The organism is Paenarthrobacter sp. Z7-10 (assembly GCF_026932795.1).
GTDB lineage: Bacteria > Actinomycetota > Actinomycetes > Actinomycetales > Micrococcaceae > Arthrobacter_M.
The window spans coordinates 21,287-38,449 of the sequence record NZ_JADPVH010000015.1 but is presented as its reverse complement, the minus strand read 5'-3'; the positions used below and the strand labels follow the sequence as shown (position 1 = coordinate 38,449).

Sequence of the window (17,163 nt, the reverse complement as noted above, 5' to 3'; positions counted from 1 at the left end):
TGCTGGTGCCACTGTTTTAGAGTAGTCCCGCCTTGATCATCAGTTCCGTGACCTTCTGCGAGTTCAGTTTGGCCGGATCGATCTGAGGTGCCTGCAGATCCTTTAGCGGCACCAGTTTAGGATTGGCTGCAACCTTGCTGGCCACCGGGTATTCGAAGGACGACCCGGTCTGCAGGATCTTCTGACCGGCGGTGCCGGTGATGAATTTCAGGAACTGCTGTGCCTGCTGCTGGTGCTTGCTGGAGGCCAGCACTCCACCGCCGGACAGACTCACGAAAGCGCCCGGATCCTGGTTCTTGAAGTATTCCAACGCCACATTGTTACTGTTTTCGGCCGTCTTGGCCTGATCGCCGAAGTAGTAATAGTGGTAGATGATGGCGCCATCAACCTGCCCGGCGTTTACTGCCTTCATGGCCGTGCTGTTGCCCTTATAGGTCTTGACGTTGTCCTTCATGGCCTGCAGCCAGGCCAAGGTGGCGTCCTCGCCCTTGAGTTCCAGCATGGCGGAAATGATGGCCTGAAAATCCGCCCCGGAGGGGGAGGCGGCCCAGCGGCCCTTCCAGCTGTCGTCGGCCAAATCCATGATCGACTTCGGCAGCTGGTCCGTTTTCAGTTTCGTCTTGTTGTAGGCGAACACGGTGCTGCGGGCAGCAATGCCCGTCCACTTGTTCGTCGAGGGCCTGTACTGCGCCGGAACCTGCGCCACCGTTGCGGCGTCAATATCGGCAAAGAGACCCGCGTTCGCGACCTGCGTCATGGCGGGGGAGTTCTCGGTGAGGAAAACATCCGCGGGCGAGTTCTCACCTTCCTGGATGAGCTGGTTGCTCAATTCAGAATCGTCCCCACTGCGCAGCGTGACCTTGATGCCCGTGTCTTTCGTGAACGCGTCCGCCCAAGCCTTCGTCAGTTCCTCATGCTGGGCGTTGTAGACCGTAATGCCATCCCCGTTTGCCGAGGAGCCCGGGCCGTCGGCAGCGCCGCTGCCACAGGCAGAGAGCACCAGGAGGGCGGCCGTGGCCGCGGCAACGGCCGCCGCAGGCTTGGATGCCTTGAAACTGAACTTCACGGAGGGGCCTTTCCTTGGCGGTTGAAAACTTCGGTCCCGGCGGACTTTCGCCGGCTTCCTGAGTCGACTGTAGGTTAGCCATACCTAAGTTACCAAGCCAAAAAGGCCGCGAGTGACGAGGATCACTCGAATTAAGCAACGTTTACGTAACTTAATTGTTTCTGGATGGCGGACCCGGTCGACGGCGTCCCTCTGGATTCTCCAGGGACGCGCTCGTGAGCCGATACGCCGCCTCGAAAATCGTCCATGCCTGCAGCTGGGGAGAAAGTTGAAGGGCGGCTCCATCCGGATAGTCCTGCCCGGCAGGGCAGGAAATGCTGGAGCTGAAAACTGGGTGGGGGCTGCCCCCGCGGCCGGTCCGCAGGCTCTCCGCCGTGTCCAGGACCAGAGCGGTGGCCTTCGTTCTGGCGTCCGCCGGCAGCCCGGGCCAACATGCCGCAGTGACGAGGTGGCGCACCAGAATCCCGGTGAACAGCCCGCCGTCGCCGCCGCCGTGCAGCCGCAGAGGACGGCTGGTTGAGGGCGCAGCTCCGCCGCTCGAATGGCCGTCGTCGCGCCTGGACGGCTCGGTGAGTCGGAGGGCGACGGCGTCAATAAGTTCCGCCGCCTGCGACAGATGGCGTTCGCCGCCCAGTTCCAGCAGCGCTGCAAGGATGGGTCCCTGGTTGTAGCTGTATATCGTCCGTTCGACGACGGGGCCGTCGGGATGCGGATGAACGCCGTCCATATACAACCCCTGTTCTGGATCGTAGAGGAGCCGCCGCAGCCAGTCAGCGAGGCGCAGGGCACGCTCCCGCTCGCCGCTGCGGACAAAAAACAGGGCCGACGGCGCCGTGGCTGGCGTGTTTTTGAAGTCGCGTGCGGTGGACCAGAAGGTCCCGCCGCCCAGATCCTGCGTATGGCCCCGGACCAGGCGCCCGCCAAGGGTGTGGATGGCACGCCGGGCGCCGGGCAGATCGCTGCCCGTGATGCCCCGGGCCAATGAGGTGGCACGGCCGGCCGCCAGCGCCAACCACGCCATGTCGTCGTAGTAACTGTTGGTTAAGCGCAGATAGTTACGGATCCGGATGGTGCGCAGCAGGCGTCCCGCCAGCAAGAGCGGAGCCGGAAGCGCCGGCTTGGCGGATTCCGCCGCGGACCGCGTCCTCACCGAAGCCGACGCTCTGGCAGCGTCCACGTCGCGCCGGCCTCCGCTGCCCGGGATCAGGAGCCCTTCGCCGTATTCTGTCTGCCGCCGCCCGGCCCAGTCCACCAGTGCGTCCATATAGTGCGCCTGCCACCAGTAGTGCCACTCGGTCCAAGGTGCCGGGGCAGCGTGTGCTGGGTGCTGAACGGAGGCGATCCACGTTCCGGGCAACCCAATCAATCGGTGCCCAAAGCGGCCTTGGACAGCTTCGGCCGCGATCTGGGCCCGGTCCGTCCATTCGCTGGCCTCGGTCCGCATGGAAGCAACGCTACCCGTGCGCCGCGGCGCCGGCAGCTTACTACCTGGATCAATTTCAGTTAGGCTTCACTAACAATTGAAGAACCCGCTGCGATTCTCCCCGGGACGGGTTGGAATGCCGCCTCCGCGAGGGGTTAGGGCCCCGACCGCGCGCTGGGCATCAACAGCTGGGCGACAAATCCGGAGAAGACGGGGTGCACAGATGGAAATAACAGATGCGGTGGCGCTGATCACCGGGGGCGCGTCCGGCCTGGGCGCCGCAACGGCGAGGCGCCTGCACGCCGCGGGTGCCGCCGTCGTCCTGGTTGATCTGCCGCAGTCCGCCGGCGCCCGCTATGCCGAAGAACTGGGCGATCGGGTTGTTTTTGTCCCGGCCGACGTCGGCGATGAGGCCCAGGTTCAGGCTGCGGTGGATGCAGCGGCCGAGATGGGCCCGCTGCGGATCGTGGTCAACTGTGCGGGGATCGCGACTCCGGGAAAGGTGCTCGGGCGGAACGGAGTTCTGCCGCTGGCTTCGTTCAGCAAGGTGATCCAGGTCAACCTCGTGGGTACCTTCAACGTACTGCGGCTGGCGGCGCAGGCAATGGTCGGAACCGAACCATTGGCAGGCAGTTACGGGACCTCCGAGCGCGGCGTCATCATCAACACCGCTTCCGTCGCGGCCTTCGACGGCCAGATTGGCCAGCCCGCCTATGCGGCCTCCAAGGGCGCCGTCGCCGCCATGACGCTCCCGCTGGCCCGCGAGCTGGCGCGGTCACTGATCCGGGTCATGACCATCGCACCGGGAATCTTCGAGACGCCGATGATGGCCGGGCTGCCGCAGGAGGCGCAGGACTCGTTGGGGGCTCAGGTGCCGCATCCGTCCAGGCTGGGTAAGCCGGATGAGTACGCGGCGCTGGTGGAGCATATCGTGGCCAACCCGATGCTCAATGGCGAGACGATCCGGCTGGACGGCGCCATCCGGATGCAGCCCAAATAAGCCTGGGGCCGTCGGTGCTGCAGCGGCCGCTCAACTTCGTTTGCTATCCATGAAAGGCGGACTCGATGACGAGTCTTGATGGGGTATTGCCCCCGGCCGACTTTTTCGGTTTTGAATCGCTGCTGAATGCGGCCGAGCGCGCCAAGCTTGCCGAATTGCGCGACTTCCTTGCGGCCGAAGTAGCCCCGTCGGCGGAAGCCTGGTGGAACGCGGCGGAATTCCCGGCACATATTCTGCCCAAATTGGCCGCCCTGGGGCTAAGCACTCCGGCCCAACGCGGCTACAGCAACCTGTTCTCCGGCCTGGTCGTGGCGGAAATGACCCGGGTGGACACGTCCCTGGCCACTTTTTTCCTGGTCCACCACGACCTGTTCGTGCAATCCCTGCATTCCTTCGGCTCGACGGAGCAAAAGGACCGGCTGCTGGCCGATGCCATGAGCCTGCGGATCACCGGGGCGTTCGCTCTCACCGAACCCGCCCACGGCAGCGACGTCGCGGGCGGCATGGCGACCACCGCTAGCAGGGTGCCGGGGAAGGACGGAGCCGACTCCTGGGTTCTGAATGGCTCCAAGCGCTGGATTGGCAATGGTACGTTCTGCGACTACATGCTGCTGTGGGCGAAGGACTCCGAGAGCGGTCAGATCCGTGGTTTCATCCTCGACGCCACGTTGCCCGGCGTGACGCGGACCAAGATTGAAAACAAGATCGCACTGCGGACGGTCCAGAACGCCCACATCCTGCTGGAAAACGTCCGCGTTGACGAGCGGGACCGCTTCGCCGGAATCAATACGTTCCAAGACACGAACCACCTGCTGCGCGGTTCCCGAATCATGGTGGCCTGGCAGGCGGTGGGTCAACAACTGGCTGCCTTTGACGTGGCGCGCGCGTATGCAGTGGAGCGCCAGCAGTTTGGCCGGCCGCTGGCCGGATTCCAGCTGGTGCAGCAGCAGCTCGTACAGATGCTCGGCAACGCCACCGCATCGATGGCCATGATGGTCCGGATCGCGCAGTTGCAGGATGGGCAGCACCAGAACGCGGACGGACAGCCGCAGTGCGGCGCGCAGATGGAGCAAGTGGCGCTGGCAAAGGCGTACACCACTGCGCGGATGCGGGAGTCGGTGTCGATGGGGCGTTCGCTGCTGGGCGGCAACGGCATTGTCACGGACTACCGGATGGCGAAGATTTTCGCCGACGCCGAGGCGATTTACACCTACGAAGGATCACACGAGATTAATACGCTGATCACGGGTCGAGCCGTGACAGGCATCTCGGCCATCGTCTGAATCAGCGCGTGCCCCATTGAGCGCCCTCCGGCCCGGCGGCGCGTTTTGTGCGGCGGAATCAGCGCCTGCCCCTCAGTGCGGTGCCATTTCGCCGGCTTCGAGCGGCACACCAATAGTGTTCCCGGGCACCGGCATGGGGCAGGTGCCAAATGGGGTAAAGGCGCTGGGATAATTGACGGCACGGTTGAAATCCACCCGCACTTGTCCGCCATGGTCCGGTATGGCAGTGACCACTTTGCGCCAACCGGCGGTGCTGCGGCCGTTGCTCGCGTCGGAAAAGGTCAGCCTCAGAGCCCCCGACGCATCCGCCTCCGCGGCCAATCGATGCGTGGTTCCGTTCAGCTCGAAGGCAACAGCCCCGACGACGACGGCGGTGCCAGACACGTGCGGGTTCGCCGTTCCGATGGCCACTCGCCGGGGCTCGGCATAGCGTTCGAACCGCGCGGTCAGCACCAGCTCGGGGCGATAGGCAAAGGTTGGGACACCGCCAAAATTAGTCAGTACCGGCGATTGCCTGTCCCGCGTGCGGACTGCGTAATGGCCGCCGCGCCGGGCCAATTCCACCACGATGCTGCCGAACTGGACCCACAGCAGAGATTCCTCATCCGCCAGGCTTGCTGTCAGGGTGCCATCCACCGGCAGCTGCGTCGCCTTCACTACCAGGCCGTCGGCAGCGGCGGCATTCAGGACCGCCTTGCCGTCGGCGGCATGCCACAATCCCGGCAGCAGGTCCAGCGGCGCGGGCTCGGTGCCCAGCCACTGCAGCGACGTTAAGGTCAGCCAGCCATGCTCCTCGGTCAGCTCTGCCTCGCGGCTGCTGCGGAAGCGCAGCCAGTTCGCAGGGGCAGCAGCGTTGGGGGCGGTGGAAGTTTGCGTCATGCCAGAACCAACCCGGAGAGCGCCCCGGAAATTCCAGCCGGCTGCTTCCCTGAGCCATGCGGGCGGTAGTTTGGAGTCATGCCTTCTTTCCGTGCCACGCTGGCGATTGTGGCCGGAGTTCCGCGGATCACGGTCCGCTTCACGGTGCAGTCCAGCCAGGCAAGTGTTGAAAATCGGCAGGCGTTGGACGCCGGCGCGAACATGGACCATGCCGTCAGCGCGGTCGCCAGAACCGGAGCTTTGCGGGTGCTTCGGCGCAGCCGCGGAAAGTGGATCACGCTGAACCAGCTGTAGGAGCGGGCAGGGAACGAGGGTGCCCGATCAGCCCCGCGGCTGGGGATCTGTTCCAGAATCAGAATCAGAACCGGAACCGGAACCAGAACCGGAATCGGTCGAACCGGAATTACGGTGCGACGCGCTGCGGTGTCGGATCCCAATCACGGCCGCCATCAGGACACCAAAGCCGACGCCCAGGCAGACCCCTATCAGCGAGTTCGCCCAGAACGGGAAGTGGGTGGACCGCCCAGTGACATATCCGAGGCCCACCATCCAGCTGGCCCACAGGACGGAACCGATGGCACTGGCACGCAGCACCCGAACGGCAGGTATTGCTGCGATTCCGGCGGCGGCCATGGTGGCGGTCCGGCCGGCGGGAATGAACCTGCCCGCCACCATGGCGGCGGCCGTGGACGACCTCCCACCGCGGTTCACGGCTTTGCGGATGACGCGGTGAACCGTACGTCCCCAGCCGAAGCGGTCCAGCACATTGGTCAAACGCCGGCGGAAAATGGTGTAAACCAACAGGTCGCCGGCGACAGATCCGGCCGCCGCCATCAGCAGGGCCAGAGGCAGGATGACCTTGTTGGTAGCCGAGAGGGCGCCCGAGGTGACCACCATAATTTCGGACGGGATCGGAGGCAGTGCGGCATCGAGTGCCACGGCAACCATAGTGAGCGGATAGAGAGCCGGCGCCCAAGCGCCCACGCTCAAGATGTCCACAACCTTAATCTAGTCGTTGGACAGGTGCAGGGGTAGAGGTGGCTGTTACCTGCAGGCGCCCGGTGGGACCGTTCAGTGGTTCCCGGCGCCGGTAAAGCTGGACAGGTGTCGCCGGCTGGTGTACTCGACCTCCCGGTGGCTGAGCGGATCGGTGAAACTGATGCTCCGCGCGAGCAGCTGCAGGGGATTGGCATAGTCATCCGGAGCCTGCGGGAGCAGGATCGGATAGAACGGATCGGTCAGAATGCCAAGTCCCAGCGATGCCATATGAACGCGCAGCTGGTGCGTCTTGCCGGTGTGTGGCTCGAGCTTGTAGCGCCCACGGAGGAGGCCGTCGTCGTCGTACGTCTCCAGCAGCTCTACTCGTGTCTCCGCGTTGGACTCGCCGGTCACCTCTTGGGAGAGCAGATAGGTTCGGGACTTGAGCATCCGGCTTCGCACCACGCGAGGCAGCGCCAGCTCCGGCCGCACGGATGCGACAGCTTCATAGCTCTTGCGAACGTGCCGCCGCTCGAAAAGCAGCTGGTACTTGCCCCGTGTGAAGGGATTGGCGGCGAAAAGCAATACCCCGGCCGTCATTCGGTCCAGCCGGTGAATGGGCACCAGATCCGGAAGATCCAGCATCAGCCGCAGCCGCACTAGGGCGGACTCGGCCACATACATTCCGCCGGGTGTGGTGGGCAGGAAATGCGGTTTATCCACCACCACCAGGTCCTCGTCCTGGTGCAGGACCGCCAATTCCACGGGCAACTTCTGCTCCACCGGGAGCTCACGGTAATACCAGATGAAGGTGTGCTCGGCCAGCGGAGTGGACGGGGTGAGGACCGTTCCGCCGAGCGCCTGGACCTCGCCGCGTTTGAACCTCGCCACGATGCCGTCAGGATCCACGTGGCCAAAGCGCTCCAGCACGTAGTCCATCGCGGTGGCCCACGGCCCCGATTCCGGCAGTCGGAGACGGGTTGCATTGACGCCGTCGCGCACCGGAAGGGGGGATTTCATCACCCCTTAAGGGTACCCGCCGCGGTGGAGCTGCTCCTGGGGATTGCCGCAGGGGTGGAGCTGCTCCCTGCGTTTAATCGCGCGGCGGCTGGCAGCGCGGGCAAAAATAGATGTCCCGGAGCCGCTGCTCGGCTTGGCCGGGACGCAGGGATTCCCCCAGAGTGCCATGCCGGATGTACGTGCCGCAGCGTTTGCAGGGCTTGCCTTCACGCCGGTAGACCCACACGGCCGCATCGCCGCGCGCCGGAAGGCCCGTAGTGCTTCGAGGTCGGTCTTTGTTGGCTTCCAGCAGGCGCTTGGCCGTGTCCACAATTCGCTCAAGCCGCTCGAGTTTCTGCACCTGTTGCACCGTCGCCGCAGGATGGACACCGGCCAGGAAACACAATTCGTTGCGGTAGATATTGCCGATGCCGGCCAGATTGCGCTGATCCAGCAGAGCGGTCCCAATGCTGCGGCCCGGCTGCGCGGCCAGCCGGCGGACCGCTTCCGCAGCGTCCCAGTCGGCCCCGAGCAGGTCCGGACCGAGATGGCCAACTGCCTCGCGCTCCTGCTCCGGCGTCAGCACCTCCAGCAGGCCGAGGGAAAAGCCGACGGCCGTGGCCGCGTCCGTGCCGAGGATGCAGCGGGCGGTGTACGCCGGCCGCCGCCACTTCTGCGGGCTCCGCGGACCACCGGGGTAGACGTGCCAAACGCCCTCCATTTTCAGATGGGAATGGATCAGGTGCCCGGCGACGCTGATCAGCAGATGCTTACCCCGGGACCGAACGGCATCCACCATGCTGCCGCTGAAATCCACTGTGGCGTACTTCGGGACGCGGATGTCGCAGCGGACCAGCTGCCGACCGGTCAGCGCGGCTCCGAGCAGCTTGGCATCGCGCCAGACATTGTCTCCCTCAGGCACGGATTCGAAGCCCCCGGGGCGTGCTGTAGGCACCCGCGTCGATCAGGGACCGGGCGAGTTCAGTATCGAGGATGCTTTGACCGTTGACTTTTTCGATGGCCAGTTTATCCACCGCGCCGCGCTTCACTACATCAGCCAGGGCCCCCGCCGCCAGCGCCAGCGGCTCCGGCTCTGCGGTGAAGGCGAGGAGCGTCTTTCCACCTCGTTCAACGTAGAGCACCAAGGCGCCGTCGACCATCACCACCAGGGCGCCGGCCTTCCGACCCGGCCGGTGCCCCGCCTCCAAGGTGGGCCACGGCAGCGCAGCACCGTATGGATTGGCGGGATCAGTGGCAGCCAGGGCCAGCGCGGACGGGGTGCCGTGCTCCGGCTGGGCATCCTGGTTGAAGGAACGCATCCGATCCACTGTGGTGGGAACGGCGAACTGGGCCGCGCCCAGGTGTTCGATGAAATAGCCTCGTCGGCAGCGGCCGGTCTCCTCCAGCCGCGCCAGCACTTTGTACATCAGCGCGAAGCCGCCGGGAATGTTCTCCGTTGCCACCGAACCGCGGGTCACCACGCCGTAACGGTCCAGCAGGAGTTCCGCGGTGGCATGGGCATGCACGGTTGTCTCGGCCTCGATGGGTGGCAGGATGGCCCACCGGCCTACCGCCAGCGGGGGTGCCGAACGGGGCTGTGCCAGTCCGGCCAGGGCCGACGAGTCCGACCCGGAAGCCCGGCCCAGCCGCCCGTAGCGTCCGGAGGAGCGGAGCCGGGGGGCGGCGGGACGCTGCCGGTGCGCGGAGTGTCCACCGGAAAGCAGGGACCGCACCGGGTTGAAAGTGTCGTTGCTGATCCGACCGGCCCACACGAGTTCCCAGAGCGCCGTGGTCACCTCGGCGTCGCTGAGGACCGCGTCCATTCCGCCGGCAACTTCCCGCAGCTGATGGAAGAAGTATGCGCCCCCTCCAGCCAGATGGTCCAGCAGCCGCTGCTGGGGGTCCCCGGGCGCAAAGTCCGGTGCCGGACGCAAAGTCAGCGCTGCAGATTCGGCAATGTGCAGACTGATCCAGCCGTCATTGCCCGCCAGTGAGCCGACTCCGGACCAAAGAATCTCTCCGGTGGCGGCGAGTTCATCGAGCATCGCCGGCGAGTAGTTGGCGACCCGTGAGGCGAGCACCAGCGGTTCCCACGCCGACGCGGGCACGGGCACGCCGGCCAGTTGGTCCACGACAGTAAGCACACCGTCAAGACCGCGGAGCTGGCTGGGCTGGCCAGGTTGGCTGCGTGCGCCCGCCCGGGCCGGAATGGCCACGTGCTGCCAGGCGGGCAGGAAACGGGCATAGCTGGCCGGATCCACCGGCTCAACCTCTGCGCGCAGCGCGGCCAGGGACCGGCGTCGGAGTTTGCGCAGCACCTCAACGTCGCACCACTCGGAGGCCGCCGGGGTGTGACTGGCGGGGATGGCGGGTTGCTGTGGCGCTGCCACGAGTTCGTCGGCAGCTGCGCTGGCGGCGGAGTCGCTGGCCGCCTCGCCCTGCTGCTCCACCGTTTGTACCCCGCCGGGGAACGTCCGGGTGGGCCGAAACTCCCCCTCGACCACTCTGCCGTCGGCGGCTAGACGGGCCAGACCGGTGCCGACGACGGCGACACCGAGTCCCAGCCGGTCGGCGGCTTCCGCGGCGGTGAAGGGGCCGTGGGTTCGCCCATAGCGGCCGAGCAGGTCGGAGAGAGGATCCGCGACCGGCTCAATAAAGGCTTGTGGGACGCCCATCGGAAGCGGAATCCCGAGCGCATCGCGGAGCCGGGCCGCATCCTCAATGGCAGCGTAGCGTGGAGTGGAGGCCATGTTGATCCGCAGGGCCCGGTTGACTTTGACGAGTGCTTCCAGGTGATCTTCGGCGGCCGCAGCCGCATCCATTCCACCAAGCGGACTGCCTGCGCTGCTGCCGTCGTCGGCCTCTGGATCCAGCCGCGCGGCCACCTCCTCTATGCTGAGCGGTCCGAGTAAACGGAGCAGATCGGCCACCCCTTCCAGCCCGCGGGCCCTGCGTCCGGGGGCGAGGCGCTGCAACTCTGCTTCCGTCTGGGCAATGACCTGCGGATCCAGCAGCTCGCGCAGCTCAGCCCGCCCCAGCAGTTCGCTGAGCAGCGTGGGATCCAAAGACAGCGCCGCGGCCCGGCGTTCGGCCAGCGGCGAGTCGCCCTCATACAGGAACGAGGCGACATAGCCGAACAGCAGCGAGCGGGCAAAGGGCGAGGGCTGCTGTGTTGTGATCTCCATGATCCGCAGCTCGCGGCGCTCGATGCCCGCGGCGATCTCCTTGAGCGCGGGAAGATCGTAGACGTCCTGCAGACACTCACGGACGGTTTCCAGCACGATTGGAAACGTCGGGTACTTCTTCGCCACATCCAGCAACTGCGCGGACCGCTGGCGCTGCTGCCACAGCGGGGAGCGTTTGCCCGGATGCTGCCGGGGCAGCAGCAGTGCCCGCGCGGCGCATTCCCTGAAGCGGGCGGCAAACAGCGCTGAACCGCCCACCTCTGCTGTGACAATGCTATCGAGTTCATCGGCCTCGAACAGGAACAGTTCCGCTCCGGGCGGCTCGTCATCCATCATCGGCACCCGCAGCACGATGCCGTCGTCGGACGCCATCGCCGAGCCGTCCAGACCGTAGCGTGCGTGCAGCCGGGCACCGACGGCAAGCGCCCACGGCGCATGCACGGGCATACCGAAGGGGCTGTGCAGGACAACCCGCCAGTCGCCAAGTTCATCGTGGAAGCGTTCGACCAACAGCGTGCGGTCATTGGGAACCAGGTCCGTGGCCTGTTTTTGTTCGGTGAGGTATCCGAGCAGGTTGCCGGCGGCCCAGTCGTCCAATCCTAGGGCCCGGCAGCGGGCAAGGGCCGCGGCCGGGTCCGCTCCCACCAGTTCCCGGGTGAAGGCTCCCACGGCGCGGCCCAGCTCCACCGGCCGGCCCAGCGAATCTCCTTTCCAGAACGGGAGTTTGCCCGGTTGGCCGTACGCAGGTGAGACCAGGACGCGGTCGTGCGTGATGTCCTCAATGCGCCAGCTGGTGGCGCCAAGGGCAAAAATGTCTCCCACCCTGGACTCGTATACCATCTCCTCGTCGAGCTCACCTACCCGACGGCCACCCTTGGCCTTGGCGCCCGCCGGCGCTTCTGCCTCGGAACCGACAATGTAGACGCCAAAAAGACCGCGGTCCGGAATGGTTCCGCCGGAGGTGACCGCCAGCCGCTGTGCGCCCGGCCGGCCGGTGAGGGTTCCTTCCACCCGGTCCCAGACGATGCGGGGGCGCAGTTCGGCGAACTCGTCGGAGGGATACCGTCCGGCCAGCAGATCCAGCGTGGCATCGAAGGCGGATCGGGGGAGCGAGGCGAAGGGTGCACTGCGACGCACCGTGTCAAACCATTCCTCCACATCAATGCTGCCCAGGGCCGTTGCGGCGACAGTCTGCTGGGCCAGAATATCCAGCGGGTTGGCCGGGATGTGCAGAGATTCAATCTTTCCGGCGAGCATTCGCTCCACCGTCACGGCCGAGTGGACCAGATCGGCACGGTGCTTGGGGAAAAGGATGCCTTGGGAAATCTCACCCACCTGGTGACCGGCGCGGCCCACCCGCTGCAGGCCGCTGGCAACCGATGGCGGTGATTCCACCTGGATTACCAGGTCCACGGCTCCCATATCGATGCCCAGCTCCAGGCTGGAGGTCGCGACCACGCAGCGCAGCCGGCCGGACTTCAGATCGTCTTCGATCAGCGCCCGCTGGTCCTTGGACACCGAACCGTGGTGTGCCTTGGCCAGCACCGGTTCAGCTCCGGAGGATGCACCGGCCTGCGCCATAATCTGCGCTGGCGGTGGATTTCCGGCGCCAGCTGGAACCGCCGCGGCCATCAACTGCCGGTCGGCGTAGATCTCATTCATCCGGGCCGTCAGCCGCTCGGCAAGCCGGCGCGAATTGGCGAAGACAATGGTGGAGTTATTGGCCAGCACATAGTCCACGATTTTTTCTTCCACGTGGGGCCAGATGGAAGCGTTGGGCGCCAGCCCGGACGCTGGTCCCTGATCATGGGCAGCGCTGGCAGCCGGCAGCGCGGTCATGTCTTCCACCGGGACTGTGACCAGCAGATCCCAGTTCTTCTCCGTCTTCGGCGCCACGATTTCCACCGGCGCCGATCCGGCCAGAAAATGTGCCACCGTTTCGGGTGGCTCAACGGTTGCCGAGAGCCCGATGCGTTGGGCGGGCTTGGGCAACAATTCATCCAGCCGCTCCAGGGACAGCGCCAAATGCGCCCCGCGTTTGGTCCCCGCAACGGCGTGCACCTCGTCCACGATGATCGTCTCTACCCGGGCCAGCGTGGACCGTGCCTTCGAGGTCAACATGAGGAAAAGCGACTCAGGCGTGGTGATCAGGATGTCCGGCGGGTGGCTCAGCAGCGACCGCCGCCCGGCCGCCGTCGTATCTCCGCTTCGAACACCGACGGAAATGTGCGGTGCCGGCAGGTCGAGCCGTTTGGCTGTTTGCGTGATGCCGATCAGCGGCGCCCGCAGGTTCCGCTCCACGTCCACGCCCAGTGCCTTCAGGGGTGAGATGTACAGTACCCGGGTGCCGGTTGTGCCTGGCTCGCGCTCATCGGCGATCAGCCGGTCCAGTGCCCACAGGAATGCAGCCAGTGTCTTGCCGGACCCCGTCGGGGCAATCACCAGCGAATGCGATCCGGCCGAAAGAGACTTCCAGGCGCCGGTCTGCGCCGGCGTCGGCGCGTCAAAGGCGCCCTGGAACCAATCGCGGGTTGCCGCCGTGAACCCGTCCAGCGCCGAGTTCGTCCCTGCCGACTTCATTCGTTCTCCGCCACCGTTCCATCATCTCCCACCAGCCGGACATTTTGCCTGCCTCAGGTGCGCCTGCATGCCCGTGGAGTGTTGTGGTTGTACTCTGACGGTACTAATGGCATTGCTGTCCCTGCCGTCCCCTATGGTCACAAGGGGGTTCGATCGGCGGGAGGGACAGAAAACCGGGGATGGAGGAGCCGTGAGTTCGCGGCATGTGGGGAACAACTGGGTCCCCTTGGTAGGCATGAGCGCGCTGTTTTTGGGCGGTGCCGCGGTGGATCTGATGTCCACCTCGAATATCGCCGCCGTTTCGGCATATTACGCTTTCGGTACCCTCCTGCTCGTCGTCGTCACGGCCATCTGGTTTTTCCGGCATCCGCCGGCACTGCTGGGCGCGTGGAAGGCCTACCTGTACACAGTCTGCGCGATCGGTGCCGGTGTCCTGTTCACCAGTACGGTGGCTCCGCTGAACGGCTGCGGTACCTGGCTCATCCTCGGTGGCGCCTGCATCTACTACGGTGTGTTGGAGCGCGCCCGCGTCATCGTCACCGCGGGTGCCGCATCGGTGCTGATGGCGCTGCCCGCGGCTTTCATCACCGCTCCAGTGTGGGGCGGCGCACTTCAGGCCATCGCCGCGGCGGCAGTTGTGACAGCTGGTTACCGTCTGCATTTAACGAAATACGGCCGGCGGACGCCGGGCAGGGACATTGAGCTTTCGACGCTGAACCTGCTGTAGGCCGCGGCGCGGCCTTGAGCTATTAGGACGACGTTCGGGTTGGGACGAAACGCGAAGCCGTCAGACGGCTTTGAAGGCGCCGATGGTCAGCAGCACGATGCTGCTCTCGGCGCAGCCCGTCACCGGATGCGCGATGAACAGTGCATCGGTGGCGCTGGGCGGGTACACCCGGAATCCATCCGCCGGTGTCTGGGTGCAGTTCTGGTAGTTCCCGGCCTGCGTGTAACGCAGCTGGGCCACGGCGGTTGCCCCAGGAGCCAACTGGATGGGACCGGCGGACGGCAGCGCGGGGTCACGCGTCGCCGCGGCCCCGAGCTGGGTACCGTTGCCGCCGCCGACAAGCGAAACACCGGGGTATCCGTCCAGCACGCACGCCTGCGTAGACGTGTTCTTGACCTGCAACTTGAGGTAAATGTGGCCGGCCGCACCGCCGCCGGAATCGTCCACGGACCCGGCCAACATGCCCGCTGAGCAGAGTCCGGGAGCCGCCGTCGTGCTACTTGCCGGCGCCGAACTGCTCGGCGTTGACGATGCCGTCGCACTGGCAGTGACCGAAGCAGAGGCACTGGGCGTACTGCTGTCCGTCGCCCCGGCACTGTCCGTGCTGCTGGCCTCCGGTGCCGAAGCGACGGCATCGACGGAGGTGGAACCGGTTGTGGACCCCGAGGTGCCACTGCAGCCGGTCAAGAGCAGGGCAGAAGCCGCCACCGTGACCAAAAGTGACAGGGCGCGCGGACGTCCAAAACTCTTCATGACTACAGCCTGCTGGGAAGTGTTACTGGAGTCAACTCCTCGGCCCTGTGATAGCTGAAGTGGCGTCTGAATTGTAATGTCGTGACAGCGCTGACGGAAATTCGGACCGTTCGCCGCTGTTTGGGCCTTGGACGGGATGCCGCCCGGTGCTAATGTCTAATGATAAGCGGGCTTAGTATTGGGAGGTCTCCGGCTGCAACACAACCGGCGACGGGGCCCGAACGAAGCGCTGGCGCTGCAGAAACTCCGCCGGCGCCGGTCTCAGCCGACCTAAGGAGAGAGCTAATGTTCGAACACTTCAATACCCCGGAAGAAATTTTCAGCTTCAAACTTGGATCCGCCTTGTCGATGGAGCGTGACTCGCTGGACATGCTGACCCAGCTTCAATCGCAGGCGCAGCGGCCCGAGTTGGCAGACCTGCTGCGCGAGCATGCGGACGAGACACGCCAGCAGATAGCCAATGTGGAGCAGTGCTTCCAGTTGCTGGGTGAGGAGGTCAACGACTCGCCGTCCCCGACCACCAAGGGCTTGGCTAAGGAAGGGGCATCCACCATCAAGAAAACGGACGTAAGCCTCGTCGACGACGTGGTGCTCGCCGGAGCACTCGAAACGGAGCACTACGAGATAGCCGTCTACGAAACCTTGGTCATGAATGCCGAGGCCCGGGGCACCAAGGACGTGGCAAGCCTGCTGCGGCAGAACCTCGAGCAGGAAGTGGCCGCAGCGGGCAAGATCAAAGACATGGCGCAGCGGATTTCGCGGGAGGGCATTGCCTACCGGAAAGCGCCCCACCAGGAACGCTGATTAGTTCCGGCTTCGACGGCATGCCCCACGACAGGAAAGGCCCCTATCTTTCCACTGGAAGGTAGGGGCCTTACTGGTTTGGCGGTGACGGTGGGATTTGAACCCACGTTAGGCTCTCACCTAAACAACATTTCGAGTGTTGCACCTTCGGCCGCTCGGACACGTCACCAACGCAATTACCTTACCGGACGCAGGGCGCGCTTCCCAAAGCGGCGGGGTGCATAGGTTCCGGGGCTACCGGTGGGAGGCGAAGAAATCCTGAAGCAGTGCCGCGGCTTCCTCCTGCCGGACGCCCGGGAAAACCTCCACCCAGTGGTTCAGGCGGCGCTCCCGCAGGACGTCAAAGACGGATCCTGCGGCGCCGGCCTTCTCGTCCCAGGCGCCGAAGACGACGGTGGGTATACGGGCCAGCACAATCGCGCCCGCGCACATGGCGCACGGTTCGAGGGTGACGATCAGGGTGCAGCCTTCCAGCCGCCAGGACCCCATCGCCTTGGCCGCCTCCCGGATGGCCACCACTTCGGCGTGGGCGGTCGGGTCCGACGATGCCTCGCGTTCGTTCCGTCCGAAGCCCAGAATGTTCCCGTCCGGGCCCACGACGACGGCGCCAATTGGCACGTCCGAGGTCGCCAGCGCCAGCCGCGCTTGACTTAAGGCCAGCTGCATCCACTCCCGGTGCTTGGCGGCGCGCAGTGGTGCCAGCCCGGCCCCTGCCGGGGTGCGTTCTCCTGGCGGAGGCGTGGTCGGCCCAGGGACGCCCTCCGACGAGGCTTCGGGGGACCCGGAGGGGTTCGGCTGGGCGGTTGGGGGCATGGCTCAATGGTAGCTTTTACCTATGCGCGTAATTGTTGTGGACCACCCGCTCGTTGCCCACAAACTCACCGTTTTGCGGGACAAAAACACTCCGTCGCCGGTCTTCCGGCTGCTGACCGAAGAGCTCGTGACCTTGCTCGCCTACGAAGCGACCCGTGAAGTTCGGGTTGAGCCGGTAAACATCGAAACTCCCGTCACCTCGGCGGTTGGGACCGGACTGGTTAAGCCAACGCCGCTGGTGGTCCCCATCCTCCGCGCGGGTCTTGGCATGCTGGAAGGAATGACCCGGCTGCTGCCGACGGCGGAGGTCGGTTTCCTTGGCATGGCCCGCAACGAGGAGACGCTGGAGGCGATCACTTACGCCGAGCGACTGCCGGATAACCTGACCGGCCGGCAGGTCTATGTGCTGGATCCGATGCTGGCAACCGGCGGAACGCTGCGGGAGGCCATCAAGTTCCTGTTTGCCCGCGGCGCGGCCGACATCACCTGCATCTGCCTGCTTGCCGCTCCCGAGGGCCTGGCGGCCCTGCGCGAGGAGCTGGAGGGCAAGAACGTCACGATCGTGCTGGCGTCCATCGACGATCGACTGAACGAAAAGTCCTATATCGTGCCCGGCCTCGGGGATGCCGGCGACCGGCTGTACGGAGTCGTGGGCTAGGCGTCCGCGCTGCCT

The 17,163-nt window shown here is 65.4% G+C and carries 16 protein-coding genes and 1 tRNA gene; 7 read left to right on the top strand and 10 right to left on the bottom strand.

Going from position 1 to position 17,163, the window contains the following annotated elements:
- Positions 1-16: 16 nt before the first annotated feature.
- Together IV498_RS06545 and IV498_RS06540 are read right to left on the bottom strand one after the other, a co-directional pair.
- On the bottom strand, positions 17-1,066 hold the full coding sequence (locus tag IV498_RS06545) for an iron ABC transporter substrate-binding protein (RefSeq protein ID WP_269045759.1): 1,050 nt from the start codon (positions 1,064-1,066) through the stop codon (positions 17-19).
- 151 nt (positions 1,067-1,217) lie between these two features.
- The gene (locus IV498_RS06540) at positions 1,218-2,510 is read right to left on the bottom strand and encodes a glycoside hydrolase family 76 protein (RefSeq protein ID WP_269045758.1); all 1,293 of its coding nucleotides are present in this window, start codon (positions 2,508-2,510) and stop codon (positions 1,218-1,220) included.
- A gap of 202 nt (positions 2,511-2,712) precedes the next feature.
- Here IV498_RS06540 and IV498_RS06535 point away from each other — a divergent pair, with 202 nt between their 5' ends.
- Together IV498_RS06535 and IV498_RS06530 are read left to right on the top strand one after the other, a co-directional pair.
- A complete protein-coding gene (locus IV498_RS06535; RefSeq protein WP_269045757.1) occupies positions 2,713-3,489 on the top strand; it encodes a 3-hydroxyacyl-CoA dehydrogenase in 777 nt (258 codons plus the stop codon).
- 65 nt (positions 3,490-3,554) lie between these two features.
- Entirely contained in the window at positions 3,555-4,772 is a 1,218-nt protein-coding gene (locus IV498_RS06530; protein WP_269045756.1) for an acyl-CoA dehydrogenase family protein, read from the top strand.
- Positions 4,773-4,844: 72 nt separating this feature from the next.
- Here the strand turns inward: IV498_RS06530 and IV498_RS06525 are convergent, their stop codons facing one another.
- Complete coding sequence (locus IV498_RS06525) at positions 4,845-5,651, bottom strand: DUF1684 domain-containing protein (protein WP_269045755.1); 807 nt, start codon at positions 5,649-5,651, stop codon at positions 4,845-4,847.
- 78 nt (positions 5,652-5,729) lie between these two features.
- Between IV498_RS06525 and IV498_RS06520 the strand changes: the two genes are divergently transcribed.
- Positions 5,730-5,945 carry a hypothetical protein gene (locus IV498_RS06520; RefSeq protein ID WP_269045754.1) on the top strand — a complete coding sequence of 72 codons (216 nt, stop codon included), beginning with the start codon at positions 5,730-5,732 and terminating at the stop codon, positions 5,943-5,945.
- A 27-nt stretch (positions 5,946-5,972) separates the two neighbouring features.
- Here IV498_RS06520 and IV498_RS06515 read toward each other — a convergent pair whose 3' ends face one another.
- The 4 genes from IV498_RS06515 to IV498_RS06500 all read right to left on the bottom strand — a co-directional run bounded on the left by IV498_RS06515 (position 5,973) and on the right by IV498_RS06500 (position 13,393).
- A complete protein-coding gene (locus IV498_RS06515; protein WP_269045753.1) occupies positions 5,973-6,650 on the bottom strand; it encodes a DedA family protein in 678 nt (225 codons plus the stop codon).
- A 72-nt stretch (positions 6,651-6,722) separates the two neighbouring features.
- Positions 6,723-7,649: a pseudouridine synthase gene (locus IV498_RS06510; RefSeq protein WP_269045752.1), complete on the bottom strand. Its 927-nt coding sequence runs from the start codon at positions 7,647-7,649 to the stop codon at positions 6,723-6,725.
- A gap of 73 nt (positions 7,650-7,722) precedes the next feature.
- Positions 7,723-8,550 (bottom strand): DNA-formamidopyrimidine glycosylase family protein, encoded by an 828-nt coding sequence (locus IV498_RS06505; protein ID WP_269045751.1) that lies wholly within the window; start codon positions 8,548-8,550, stop codon positions 7,723-7,725.
- On the bottom strand, positions 8,543-13,393 hold the full coding sequence (locus tag IV498_RS06500; protein ID WP_269045750.1) for an ATP-dependent helicase: 4,851 nt from the start codon (positions 13,391-13,393) through the stop codon (positions 8,543-8,545). Before IV498_RS06500 ends, IV498_RS06505 begins: the two co-directional genes overlap by 8 nt.
- A gap of 190 nt (positions 13,394-13,583) precedes the next feature.
- On the opposite strand from IV498_RS06500, the gene IV498_RS06495 reads away from it, so the two are divergent.
- Positions 13,584-14,120, top strand: coding sequence for a hypothetical protein (locus tag IV498_RS06495; RefSeq protein ID WP_269045749.1), 537 nt, complete (start codon positions 13,584-13,586; stop codon positions 14,118-14,120).
- 60 nt (positions 14,121-14,180) lie between these two features.
- Here IV498_RS06495 and IV498_RS06490 read toward each other — a convergent pair whose 3' ends face one another.
- Entirely contained in the window at positions 14,181-14,567 is a 387-nt protein-coding gene (locus IV498_RS06490) for a DUF4232 domain-containing protein (protein ID WP_269045748.1), read from the bottom strand.
- 13 nt (positions 14,568-14,580) lie between these two features.
- On the opposite strand from IV498_RS06490, the gene IV498_RS06485 reads away from it, so the two are divergent.
- A complete protein-coding gene (locus tag IV498_RS06485; protein ID WP_269045747.1) occupies positions 14,581-14,931 on the top strand; it encodes a hypothetical protein in 351 nt (116 codons plus the stop codon).
- A gap of 227 nt (positions 14,932-15,158) precedes the next feature.
- Positions 15,159-15,677 carry a ferritin-like domain-containing protein gene (locus IV498_RS06480; protein WP_269045746.1) on the top strand — a complete coding sequence of 173 codons (519 nt, stop codon included), beginning with the start codon at positions 15,159-15,161 and terminating at the stop codon, positions 15,675-15,677.
- A gap of 79 nt (positions 15,678-15,756) precedes the next feature.
- Here the strand turns inward: IV498_RS06480 and IV498_RS06475 are convergent.
- Both IV498_RS06475 and tadA read right to left on the bottom strand, forming a co-directional pair.
- A tRNA-Ser gene (locus tag IV498_RS06475) sits at positions 15,757-15,846 on the bottom strand.
- Positions 15,847-15,911: 65 nt separating this feature from the next.
- Positions 15,912-16,490, bottom strand: coding sequence for a tRNA adenosine(34) deaminase TadA (gene tadA / locus IV498_RS06470; protein WP_269045745.1), 579 nt, complete (start codon positions 16,488-16,490; stop codon positions 15,912-15,914).
- 22 nt (positions 16,491-16,512) lie between these two features.
- Here tadA and upp point away from each other — a divergent pair, with 22 nt between their 5' ends.
- Positions 16,513-17,148 carry a uracil phosphoribosyltransferase gene (gene upp / locus IV498_RS06465; protein ID WP_269045744.1) on the top strand — a complete coding sequence of 212 codons (636 nt, stop codon included), beginning with the start codon at positions 16,513-16,515 and terminating at the stop codon, positions 17,146-17,148.
- Positions 17,149-17,163 lie beyond the last annotated feature (15 nt).